Genomic DNA, 13,048 nt, shown 5'->3' with positions numbered 1-13,048 from the left:
AACAATTATCACAAAAAAAGAGGATAAAGTTTAACCGACAAAAGTATAAGACTTTACCCCCTAGAATTATTTTTTAATTAATTAACTAAATAACTAACTAAATAACACTCAAATTTATGGAAATTAAATTAACTAATACTCGTTTTTCACATAGAAAACGACTCTTAATGATTATTATGAGGACATTTATTTTCTTATTCGTCACAAGCATTTTTGCTTTTACTCCTAATAACATTTTATCTCAAAATTCCAAAATAGAAATAAAGGAAAATAAAACGCTAACGGTAGATGAGGTGTTTAAACTAATCAAAAATCAGACAGATTATAAATTTTTTTATGAAGATGGTTTATTCGATGATTTCTCCAAAGTACATGTTAAGAAAGGTGTAATAGGTGCAAATGACTTACTAAAACGTAGTTTATCACAAGGAAATTTTAATATTGTGGTAACAGATAGTAATGCAGTTCTTATAAAAGAGAAACCTAAAAGTAGTGTCATTGTAAACCAACAAAGGCATGAAATTTCAGGAAAAATTACAGATAGTAATGGAGAACCTTTGCCAGGAGCAAATATTTTAGAAAAGGGAACAAATAATGGTAGCCAGACGGATTTTGATGGTGATTTTAAAATTTCAGTTGCAGATGAGAATGCTGTTTTAACGATCTCTTATTTGGGTTTTTTAACTAAAGATGTTTCTGTTAATGGGCAAACAAATTTAACAGTGTCTCTTATAGAAGATGCAGCAAGTCTTGATGAAGTTGTTGTTATTGGTTACGGTACTTCTTCAAAAAAAGATGCTACAGGAGCAGTTGATGTAGTGTCAACAAAAGATTTTAATAAGGGTGTTGTAACATCGCCAGATCAATTACTACAAGGTAGATCAGCAGGTGTTCAGGTTACTACTGCTAGTGGAGAGCCGGGATCAGGTGCAACCATAAGAATTAGAGGTTCTTCTTCTGTAAGGTCTGGTAACAATCCGCTATATGTTATTGATGGCGTACCATTTAATGATGGTAGTAACTCGCCAGGCACTAGTACAGGTAGTTTACTTGGACAAAGTAGTGCAAAAAACCCTTTGAATTTTATTAATTCTAATGATATTGAGTCTATCTCAATACTTAAAGATGCTTCTTCAACTGCCATATACGGTTCACGTGCAGCAAATGGTGTAATAATAATTACAACTAAATCAGGTAAAAGAGGAGAAGGTAAGCTTAACTATTCTTATACAACTACGGTTTCAAAGGTAGCCAATGAGTATAATCTTTTAAGTGCCTCAGAATTTGCTACTGCTAATCCAACTAATGATATTGGTTCAGGTGTAAATGCTTTTGATGAAATTAAACGAACTGCTATTACTAAAGAACATAATTTATCGTATTCAGGTGGGGCAGAAAAAGGTAAGTATAGAGTGTCTTTAGGACTTCTTAATCAAGAAGGTGTTATAAAAAACACAGGTTTAGATAAATATACATTGAATACCAGTGTATCTCAAAAGTTTTTTGACGATGTTGTAGAGATATCTGCTAATTTAACAGCTTCACAAATTGAAAGTGAGGCAACAGCTTTATCTGAAACTAGTGGAACAGAAGGAGATTTATTATTGTCTTCATTAAGATGGAATCCAACGCAGTCTTTTACCAATCCAGATGGAGCATATGTTCAGTTATCAGAGAATGAGAGAAATCCATTAGCATTGTTAGACTATTTCAATGATGATACAGAGACCACAAAATTATTTGGAAATGTTAAAGCATCTATTAATTTTACAGATGACTTAAAGTATCAATTTACGTATGGTTTTGATAGAACAAATACAAATAGAGGTCTCGCTATTTCAAGGCTTTTTAATTCAACAACTAGTTTAAATAGAGGATATGCCAATATTCAAAATAATAGATTTACAAATCAATCGTTTTCTAATACGTTGAGTTTTGATAAGGCAGTTAATGATAATTTAAAAATAAATGCAGTTGTTGGGCACTCTTATGAAGAATATACTGGGGGCGGAGAATCTCTTACGTTACGGGATTTCGATTTTGATGATCAAACATTTTATTTGAATAATATTTATGCAGCAGGATCAATTCAAAGAACCGATTATTCATCTGTTTCTTATCTTCCTCCTTCCTCTTTAAATCAAAATGGTACTGTGCCATCTAATCAAGTAGGATTTGTACCTATTTCATTACAGTCATTTTTTGCCCGTGGAATATTTAACCTCAAAAACAAATACATTCTAACGGCAACCATAAGATCTGATGGCTCTAGTAGATTTGGTGCCAACAATAAATATGGTACTTTTTCAGCTTTTGCTGCAGCGTGGAAAATTCATGAAGAAGAATTTTTACCAGAAGCATTTAGTAATCTGAAGCTTAGAGCTGGATGGGGACAAACAGGTAATCAACAGTTTAATGCAGGAGCGGCAAGAGAAGTATTTGCACCTTTAGATGGTGGCGGTGTTACACGTTTAAATATTGGAAACCCCGATTTAAAATGGGAAACCACTACACAATTAAACTTTGGTTTAGATTTTGGAATTAATGATGGCAGACTTTCAGGTAATGTAGATTATTTTACAAAGAATACGGATGACTTATTATTTAGATTACCAGTTCAACAACCTGGTCCCGTTGGATCTTTTTCTTGGGCAAATTTTAGTGATGAAATTATTAATTCAGGTGTTGAAGTTGGATTGAATTATAAAGTTGTAGACAATGAGGATTTTTCTTTAGAATTTGGAGGGAATGTTTCTTTCCTAACGAATGAAATTAATGGTAAAGAAGCTTTCGTTGATTTTGGAACAACTACAGGAGCTGCAAATGGTCAGGGACTTTCAGGTGAGACCTTACAATTATTGTTTGATGGTCAACCATTATATGCATTTTATCTTCCTGTATTTGAAGGATTTGATGCTAGTGGAACACCTATTTATGCAGATACCAATGGAGATGGTATAGTAAACACCAATTTTGATCAACCTGGCGGAGGGAGTGATAGAGCATTTGTTGGGGATCCAAATCCAGATATTAATATTGGGTTGACAATGAGAGCAAATTATAAAAATTGGGACTTATCTCTAAATGGTTACGGAGCCTATGGTCATCAAATATATAATAATACGGCCAATGCTTTATTTAGTGCAAGTGCTTTTAATAGTGGAGGAAATGTTGTTTCTAGTGTTGTAAATAATGGAGAAGATCCTGGATCAAGCCCTATTGTTTCCACAAGATTCTTAGAGTCTGGAGATTTCTTTAGGCTTTCAAATGCAACTATTGGGTTTACATTAGATACTGAAAAATTAGGAAAGCTTGGGAACTATTTAACGAACGCTCGTTTTTTTGTGACAGGTCAAAACTTATTTATTATAACACCTTATAGTGGTCTTGATCCTGAAGTAAATGCAAATAAGCAAGTAAATGGGGTGCCTTCTTTCGGTATTGAATATTCAGGATACCCAAGAGCGCGTTCATTCTCATTCGGATTAAATTTAAACTTCTAAAAAAAAAGATTATGAAAAAATATATAGTTTATACAATTAGTACATTATTTCTCTTTTCGTGTACCGATTTAGAGGAAGATTTAGACGGTCTTTTTGAAGAAAGTGGTCTAAGTAGTCAAGCTGTAGTTACAGGGCAATTATCAGCTGCATACAATCAACTTCAGTCATTCCAAAATTCAGACAGTTTTCAATTTACTTTGCTACAACACTCTACAGATGAAATGGCAGGGCCTACTAGAGGTGCTGGTTGGGATGATGGTGGTCAATGGAGAGCACTTCATTTACATGAGTGGAATTCCTCACATTCTAAAATTTCTGGAGCTTGGAGTCAAAATTTAGGGGGATTATTTGCTGCAATTGATGCGTTATCCAATGAACCCACAGCTGATCAAAAAGCTGCAGCTACATTTTATTCTAGCTTTTATATGTTCTATAACCTGGATATTTGGGGACAGGTACCCTATAGAGAACCAGGTTCAAGTTATGGAGAAATTCCTATTGTTCTAAAGAGGACTGAAGCAATAGATTTAGCTATTGATCAATTAGAAGAGGTATTTAGTGATTTGCCAAATTCTTCTGCAAATAATACGGCAACGCAATACGCTGCGGCAGCATTATTAGCCAAGTTATATGTAAACAAAGCCGTTTATAAAGCTACAGATGAAGATGGGACACCGCAGGCAGGACCATTTACTTTTGATAGTTCAGATATGCAGAAAGTAATTGACTACTGCGATATTATTATAGATAGTGGATCTTTTACATTGCAAACCAATTACTTTGATAGTTTTGCACCAAATAATACAGCTATAGCCACCGAAAATATATTTGTTTCGGAAAATGACAATAACACTGGAGGTGCTATGAGGAGAATGTATTATATGACCTTAAATGAAAATCATAACCCTGGCGGTTGGAATGGTTTTGTTGCTTTAACAGATTTATATGATAAATTTGATAGTGCAGATCCAAGAATAGGTAGTGACTACTCAGGTCTTACTGATGTTACTGGATTAAAGGTTGGTTTTTTAATTGGACAGCAATTTGATCAAAATGGTAATATGCTTATTGATAATCAAAATAACCCAATGAATTTTACTAGAGATTTTAGCCTAGCAAATTCATCCAGTTCGCAAGGAATTCGCGCAGTAAAATACTCCCCTGATTTAAGTAATATTGATAGGCCAGCAAATGATTATGTGTTTTTTAGACTTGCAGATGTGTATTTAATGAAAGCCGAAGCCATGGCAAGAATGGGCAACGATCCTTCAGGGCCATTAACTACTTTAAGAGTTGCAAGGGGTGTTGATGCTGTTTATACAGGAACTTCATTAGATGATATTTTAGACGAACGTTCTAGAGAGTTGTATTGGGAAGGATGGAGACGTAATGACCAGATTCGTTTTGGAACTTTTTTAGATCCAGTACAACAAAAATCTAGCACATCGGATAGAACAAAATTGATATATCCAATACCAGCTACAGCATTAAGTACTAATCCTAACTTAATACAGAACCCAGGATACTAATATTTTTTTTGAGTTAGTTTAAATCTCTGTTTTCAGAGTGAGAAAAAGGGGTCTAGGCCCCTTTTTTTTCTTTAATTTATGAATGCGAATTTTAATTGTATCTGATGATAAATTATTTTTTATATGATTACTAAACAGCAACTTATAATGATTTGTAAAAATATTATTTTCTTATTTTTATGTGTGTCTTTTTTTTCTTGTAAAAAAGACACACATAAAAATAAATTAGATTTATTATTTACAAATTTAGAACCTAATACTACAGGTATAGCGTTTATTAATGCAATAGAAAATGAAAAAGACTTCAATATTTTTACCTATCGAAATTTTTATAATGGTGGTGGTGTTGCCATAGGTGATATCAATAACGATGGCTTACCAGATATTTATTTTACAGCAAATCAAGGTTCTAATAAATTATTTCTTAACGAAGGAAATTTAAAATTTCAAGACATTTCAGAATCTGCACATATTGAAGGTGAAAACACTTGGTCTACAGGAGTTGTTATGGTAGATATCAATAGCGATGGTTTATTAGACATATACGTCTGTAACGCCGGAAACGTTAAAGGAGATAATTTAAAAAATGAATTATTCATTAATAATGGAGATTTAACTTTTACTGAAAAAGCTGAAGAATATAATCTAGCTGAAACTGGATTAACTACACATACCGCTTTTTTTGATTATGATAAGGACGGCGATTTAGATGCTTATATACTCAACAATAGTTTTATTCCAGTTAACTCCTTAAATTATTCTAACAAAAGAGAATTGCGTGATGAAGATTGGGATGTGCCAGAATTACTTAAGGGCGGCGGGGATAAGCTTTTGCGTAATGACAATGGAAAATTTGTGGATGTGAGTGAAGAAGCTGGAATTTTTGGTAGTTTAATCGGTTTTGGTCTTGGCGTAACAGTTGGAGACATTAATAATGATAATTACCCAGATATTTATGTCTCGAATGATTTTTATGAACGAGACTACCTCTATATTAACAATCAAGATGGCACTTATAAAGAATCTATTAAAGTGTGGACGAAACACACTAGCCAATCTTCAATGGGAGCCGATATGGCAGACATTAATAATGATGGGAGACCAGATGTTTATGTTACCGATATGCTTCCAGAAAAAAGTAAACGTTTAAAAGAAACCACGCAGTTTGAAAACTATGATGTCTATCAAAGAAAGCAAAATTTAGACTTTTATCATCAATACATGCAAAACACATTACAGCTTAATAGTAGTACTAATAAGTTCAATGAAATTGCAAGTTTTAGTGGTGTTTCAAAAACAGATTGGAGTTGGGGAGCAGTAATGTTTGATATGGATAATGATGGATACAAAGACATATTTGTTTCTAATGGCATCTATCACGATTTAACCAATCAAGATTTTATGAATTTTTTTGCCAATGAGATTATTCAAAATATGGTAATAACGGGTAAAAAGGAGGAAGTTGAGACCATTATAAACAAAATGCCAAGTACAGCTATAAGTAACTACGCATTCAAAAACTCCGGAAACCTTATATTCAGTAACGAAACATCTTCTTGGGGGTTGGATAAACTAACGTTTTCTAACGGTGCTGCTTATGGAGATTTAGATAATGATGGGGATTTAGATTTAGTAATCAACAATGTAAATCAACCTGCTTTAATATATAGAAATAATACTAACTTACTTAAGAAAAACAAGTATATAAAGATAAAGTTGGAAGGTCATAATACTAATACTTTTGGTGTAGGAAGTACCATCAAACTTTATACAAATAATGAAATTATTCTACAAGAAGTTATTCCTTCAAGAGGTTTCCAATCCTCTATGGACTATATGCAAACCATTGGAATTGGCAACAAAAAAATTGACTCACTTACTGTTTTATGGCCAGATGATACATCGCAAACTATAAAAGAAATCACACCTAACAAACAATATATTCTTAAGCAAGAAGATGCATTAAAAAAATCTTTTCTTTCTAAGAAACAAGCTCCTTATTTTTCAGAATTACCATGTTCTTTCGACCTTCATAAAGAAAATAATCATGTAGATTTTAATTATGAAGGCCTAATACAACAAATGACTTCAAAAGAAGGGCCAACAATAGCTGTTAGTGACATTAATAATGATGGGCTTGAAGATGTTTTTATAGGTGGTGCTAAAGGGCAGGTTGCAAAACTTTACTTTCAAACAACCTTAGGCGAATTTAAACTTAATAAAAACCAAAATTTTAGTCAAGACAGTAATTTAGAAGATACAGCATCGGCATTTTTTGATGCTGACAATGATGGAGATATTGATATTATGATCGGTTCAGGTGGTAACGAAATAGAAGATGAGAAACAGTATAAAACAAGATTATATATAAACGATGGTAGCGGGACATTCTCGAAAAGCCAAGAACCAATTCCTTCAACGTTTAATAATACTTCTATTATAGCACCTTTTGATTTTGATGATGATGGTGATGTAGATGTATTTGTTGGTAGTAGAAGTATGCCAGCAGTGTATGGTATTAATGCAGAACATCAATTGTTGGAAAATGATGGGAAAGGTAATTTTAAAAATATTACCAATAGTAAAGCCTATGCTTTTAAAAATATAGGAATGGTTACAGATGCAAAATGGCACGATTTTAATGGTGATGGAAAAAAGGATTTAATTATTGTAACGGATTGGGGAACTCCAACAATATTCAAAAATACAGGGAAGCAATTAATTCATTATGACTCTAATTTAAGTACTATACAAGGCTGGTGGAATACTATTGAGGTTGCCGATCTAAATAATGATGGGCTATCAGATTTAATAGTAGGAAATAGTGGTTTAAACATCCCCTATAAACCTACGCAAGAAAAACCTATTAAAATATACATTAATGACTTTGATAACAATGGAACTATAGAGCAAATTGTTACAGAAACTGTAGACTCAAGAGATATTCCTGTACTAACTAAAAATGAACTTACGTCTCAAATAGTATCTTTAAAAAAGAAAAATTTAAAGTTCTCAGATTATGCTACGAAATCTATTCAAGAGCTTTTTTCTGAAGAAGTTATTGCACAATCTATAATTAGAGAAGTGACCATATCTCAGTCCGTTGTTTTGCTAAACACAAAAGAAGGAGATTTTAAGATGATACCATTACCCAATCAAGTTCAATTTTCAAGTGTCAATGCCATTTCCGTCTTAGATGTAAATACGGATGGAAATTTAGATATTTTGTTAGGAGGAAATGAATACAGTTTTAAACCGCAATATGCACGATTAGATGCAAATGATGGAAGTTTACTTTTAGGAGATGGAAAAGGAGAATTTAGTTGGGTTAACTATTCAAAATCAGGTTTTTTTGTACAAGGGGAAGTTAAAAATATTTCAACTTTAAAAAGCAGAGATAAAACATTCATATTAGTAGGTATTAATAATGAAAAGCCTAAAATATTCCAGATAAACAATGATTAAATATACGTTACATATTATCATCCTTTTGCTCTTGGCTAGTTGTACTAAAAAGCCCAAAAAGCTATTTACTATTTTACAAGCTAAAGATTCAGGAATTCATTTTAATAATACTTTAAAAGATACATTAGGGCAGAATATCCTAGACTATCTTTATTATTATAATGGTGGAGGCGTGGCAATAGGAGATATTAATAACGATAAACTTCCAGATATCTATTTCACATCTAACCAACAGCAAAACAAGTTATATCTAAATAAAGGAAATCTAAAATTTGAAGACATAACAGCTACAGCTAATGTAGATAGTTCTAGCGACTGGAATACTGGCGTAGCTATGGCAGATGTTAATGGCGATGGTTTATTAGATATTTATATTTGCGCCGTAACAGGAACCAATGGCCTTGTAGGTCAAAATGAATTGTTTATCAACAATGGTGATCTAACATTTACAGAACAGGCACTTGCGTATGGTTTAGACATCGATAATTATAGTTCATCTGCTTCTTTTTTTGATTATGATTTAGATGGCGATTTAGATATGTATCTACTTAATCATGCTATACATACTGAGGAGTCATTTGGTAAAGCTAATTTTAGAAACAAGAGAAATTACCAAAGTGGAGATAAGCTCTTTAGAAATGATAATAACAAATTTATTGATGTAAGTGAAATTGCGGGTATTTATGGCAGCGCAAGCGGCTATGGACTTGGCCTGGCGATTTCTGATTTTAATAATGATGGGTATCCAGATATTTATGTGAGTAATGACTTTCATGAAGATGACTATTATTATTTAAATAATGGAGATGGTACTTTCATTGAAAGTCTAAAAATGCATTTTGGACATACTAGTAAATTTTCAATGGGTAATGATGCCGCCGATATTAATAACGATGGCTTTACCGATTTAATCACTTTAGATATGTTGCCAGAAGAAGAAAAAGTATTAAAATCTTCTGTTGGAGATGGTAATATTCAAATTCAAAATTTACGCACTAAGCAATATGGTTATCAGCATCAGTATGCTAGAAATATGGTTCAAATCAACCAAGAAGCAAGTCATTTTACGGAAACAGCTTTCCTAAGTAGTATTGCTGCTACAGATTGGAGTTGGAGTGCCTTAATTGCAGATTATAACCAAGACACAAAACAAGATGTCTTTATTGCCAATGGTATTCCAAAAAGGCCAAACGATTTAGATTATATAAAATACATTTCCAATAGTCAAGTTAAGAAAAAAATAGAAACTACTAATTTGATTGATAAAAAGGCTTTAAGTTATATGCCAGATGGAAAGTTGAAAAATATCTTTTTTCAAGGCAATGAAGATTTAAAATTTGAAAACACAAGCGATACATGGGTGAAACAGAACGCTACCTATTCTAATGGTTCTGCATATGCTGATTTAGATAACGATGGTGATTTAGATGTTGTAACTAATAATATAAATGCTCCTGCAAGTATTTACATTAATAATACAAATGCAACAAAAAATTATATCCAATTAAAATTTAATTACTTTCAAAAAAATTCCTTTGGTATAGGAACTAAGGTCATTTTATATCAAAATAATAACATTCAATATAAAGAATTATTTACTCAAAGAGGTTTTCAATCCTCTTCCCAACCCCTAATACATTTTGGATTAGATACCATACAAAAAATAGATTCTATTAAGGTTATTTGGCCCAACAAAACATTTCAAATATTAAAAGAGATCCCTGTTAATCAAACTTTAATAGTGTCCGTTAATACGAAAGAAAAAGAGTTGAGTTATACCTTTTTACATTCAAAAAACGATAGCATATTTTATAAAATTAAAGATAATTTAGGTATTCAGTATACACATTCAGAGAACAACTACATCGACTCAAACCGGCATAAACTTATCCCCTATCAAATTTCAGATAGAGGTCCAGCTGTTGCTGTTGGCGACTTAAATAATGATGGGAAAGAAGATGTTTTTTTTGGCAATGGAAAGCATACCAAATCTGAGATCTATCTTCAAAGCGAATCTGGATTTATAAAATTAGAGGATTCAATTTTTAAAAATAAGGCTACAAAAGAGGAAGGCAGTGCAACCATCGCAGATTTTGACAACGATAACAAAAATGATTTGTTTATTGGTTCAGGAGGAGGTGAGTTTTTTGGCAAATCTGCGGCACTTCAAAATAATTTATTTAGCATTACTAGTGATGGTATCAAAGAATTTGAGATACCCGAAGGTTACGAAGACACAGCTATTGTAAAACATTTTGATTTTGATTTAGACGGTGACCAAGATGTATTCATCGGCAATGCAACTTTGCCAAATGATTTTGGTAATATTCCTGAAAGCTACATATTAGAAAACAAAAAGGACGTTTTTGTAAAAAGAACCTTAGGAAATATAGGCATGGTAAGAGATGTTTCCGTTACAGATTTTAATAGCGATAAAAAACCAGATTTAATACTTGTTGGAGAATGGATGTCTCCTATATTTTTACAAAATAACAATGGCGATTTTGTTGATGTATCAGAAAATTATCTTTCCAAACCACTAAACGGTTTATGGCGTGCTATAATACCGTTTGATATCGATAAAGATGGTGATTTAGATTATCTTCTTGGAAATTGGGGTACAAATACTAAGTTTACTGCAACTCAAGATTATCCCTTATTAATGTATTATTCAGATTTTGATAATAATGGCAAAACAGAAACTATTATTGCTATTGAGAAAAAAGAAAAATACTACCCTATAGAAAACTTAGATGAATTAAGTTCGCAACTTATAAGTCTTACTAAAAAGAAGTTTACCACATATAAAAGTTTTGCTGGATTACCAATTAATAAAGTTTTTGATGATGCGATTCTAAGCAAAGCAAAAGTTTTTAAAGTACACACTTTAGCTTCTGGTATATTGAAAAATGAAAATGGTCAATTTGTTTTTGAAGCGTTTCAAAATCAATTGCAAGTAGCTCCAATTAATTGTTTTACTAAAATGAAAATCGGCGAAAACGAAACTGTTTTATGTGCAGGAAATTATTTTGGCATTAAGCCTTATCATGGTCGGTTTGATGGTTTTTCAGGGGCACTTATTTTAGACCAAAATAATATAAAGTTAGGGAGCGTTGTTGGGCTAGATTTTTTCAATAAGGCCGTTTCTCAATTAAGAACAATAACAATCAATAACAATAGATACTTAATCGCTTTAATTAATAATGATGATGTTCAAATATATCAAATTAAATAATGTCTTTATTGCCATTTTTGGATGTATTGTATTACAAGGGTGTACTTCTAAAAAAGACCCTATAATAGTTACTTCCAATGATTTTTATAGTACGATTGATATGGTGACCCAAATAATGGTACATGATATTTTTTCGCCACCAGTAGCAAGCAGAATTTATGTGTATCCTAATATTGCAGCTTTTGAAATACTTTCTCAAAACAGCACAGCTTACAAACCTTTAGCTGGCCAATTAAAGGATTTAAAGGCAATCCCTAAAGCTGATGATGAAGCTGTTAATTTAAATGTATCAGCATTAGTCGCTCATATGGAATTAAGCAAGGAGCTGGTCTTCTCGGAAGATAAAGTAATACAATTTAGAGATAGCATATATGATTTATGGATAGATCAGAATAAGGTAGAGTTTAAAGCATCTGAAACTTATGGACTAAAAGTAGCAAATCATATTAAAGAATGGATGAATAAAGATAATTATAGCCAAACTAGAACCATGCCTAAGTATACTATAGAAACAGAGGATCCTTCTCGGTGGCAACCAACACCTCCTGCATATATGGATGGGATTGAACCTCATTGGAAAAAAATCAGAAATATGGTTTTAGATTCTGCTTCACAATTTAAACCAATACCACCACCAAAATTTTCGATGAAAAAAGATTCCGATTTTTATAAAGAACTTATAGAAGTTTATACTGTAAATCAAGATATTACCAAACGTGGTGATGATAGTGAAGAGATTGAAATTGCACAGTTTTGGGATTGCAATCCGTATGTTTCTGTTACTAGAGGTCATCTAATGTTCGCAACAAAAAAGATAACCCCTGGCGCACATTGGATAGGTATTACTAAAATTGCATGCAAAAAAAATGACTTTAATTTTGAAGAAGCAGTTTATACCTATACAAAAACATCTATAGGAATTTTTGAAGCTTTTATAAGTTGTTGGGACGAAAAATATAGAAGTAACCTTATACGACCAGAGACACTAATAAATCAATTTATTGATGAAAAATGGATGCCTATTTTACAAACGCCACCATTTCCAGAATATACTAGCGGTCACTCGGTTGTTTCAGGGTCAGCATCAACTATTTTGACCTCTATTTTTGGAGACAATTTTATTTTTATAGACGACACAGAAACTGCTTACGGGCTGCCACTTAGAATTTTTACATCGTTTAATAATGCAGCCGATGAAGCTGCAATAAGTAGGTTATATGGGGGTATTCATTACAGAGCAGCAATAGACGAAGGACTTAAGCAAGGAAGAAAACTAGGGGCATTTGTAATAGAAAAAATAAACATGAAACATTAAG

5 protein-coding genes are annotated in these 13,048 nt (G+C 32.3%); all 5 read left to right on the top strand.

Features of this window, described 5'->3' with window-relative positions:
- Window positions 1–116: 116 nt before the first annotated feature.
- The 5 genes from Q0820_RS06515 to Q0820_RS06495 all read left to right on the top strand — a co-directional run bounded on the left by Q0820_RS06515 (window position 117) and on the right by Q0820_RS06495 (window position 13,047).
- Window positions 117–3,503, top strand: coding sequence for a TonB-dependent receptor (locus Q0820_RS06515; RefSeq protein ID WP_298486228.1), 3,387 nt, complete (start codon window positions 117–119; stop codon window positions 3,501–3,503).
- Between the two features lie 11 nt (window positions 3,504–3,514).
- The gene (locus Q0820_RS06510; protein ID WP_298486227.1) at window positions 3,515–5,032 is read left to right on the top strand and encodes a RagB/SusD family nutrient uptake outer membrane protein; all 1,518 of its coding nucleotides are present in this window, start codon (window positions 3,515–3,517) and stop codon (window positions 5,030–5,032) included.
- Window positions 5,033–5,155: 123 nt separating this feature from the next.
- Window positions 5,156–8,497: a VCBS repeat-containing protein gene (locus tag Q0820_RS06505; RefSeq protein WP_298486225.1), complete on the top strand. Its 3,342-nt coding sequence runs from the start codon at window positions 5,156–5,158 to the stop codon at window positions 8,495–8,497.
- Window positions 8,490–11,732 carry a VCBS repeat-containing protein gene (locus tag Q0820_RS06500; protein WP_298486224.1) on the top strand — a complete coding sequence of 1,081 codons (3,243 nt, stop codon included), beginning with the start codon at window positions 8,490–8,492 and terminating at the stop codon, window positions 11,730–11,732. The genes Q0820_RS06505 and Q0820_RS06500 overlap by 8 nt, the downstream gene beginning before the upstream one ends.
- Entirely contained in the window at window positions 11,704–13,047 is a 1,344-nt protein-coding gene (locus Q0820_RS06495; RefSeq protein ID WP_298486222.1) for a vanadium-dependent haloperoxidase, read from the top strand. The genes Q0820_RS06500 and Q0820_RS06495 overlap by 29 nt, the downstream gene beginning before the upstream one ends.
- The last annotated feature ends 1 nt before the right edge of the window (window position 13,048 follow it).

Origin of the sequence: uncultured Maribacter sp., assembly GCF_947495965.1 — a bacterium.
Lineage (GTDB): Bacteria > Bacteroidota > Bacteroidia > Flavobacteriales > Flavobacteriaceae > Maribacter_B.
The sequence above is the reverse complement of the archived record's forward strand: the minus strand, read 5'-3'. Positions and strand labels throughout refer to the sequence as shown.

Excerpts from the sequence above, each read along its gene's own strand:
- Q0820_RS06515 (WP_298486228.1), top strand. The coding sequence starts at position 117 with ATGGAAATTAAATTAACTAATACTCGTTTTTCACATAGAAAACGACTC.
- Q0820_RS06510 (WP_298486227.1), top strand. The coding sequence starts at position 3,515 with ATGAAAAAATATATAGTTTATACAATTAGTACATTATTTCTCTTTTCG.
- Q0820_RS06505 (WP_298486225.1), top strand. The coding sequence starts at position 5,156 with ATGATTACTAAACAGCAACTTATAATGATTTGTAAAAATATTATTTTC.
- Q0820_RS06500 (WP_298486224.1), top strand. The coding sequence starts at position 8,490 with ATGATTAAATATACGTTACATATTATCATCCTTTTGCTCTTGGCTAGT.
- Q0820_RS06495 (WP_298486222.1), top strand. The coding sequence starts at position 11,704 with ATGATGTTCAAATATATCAAATTAAATAATGTCTTTATTGCCATTTTT.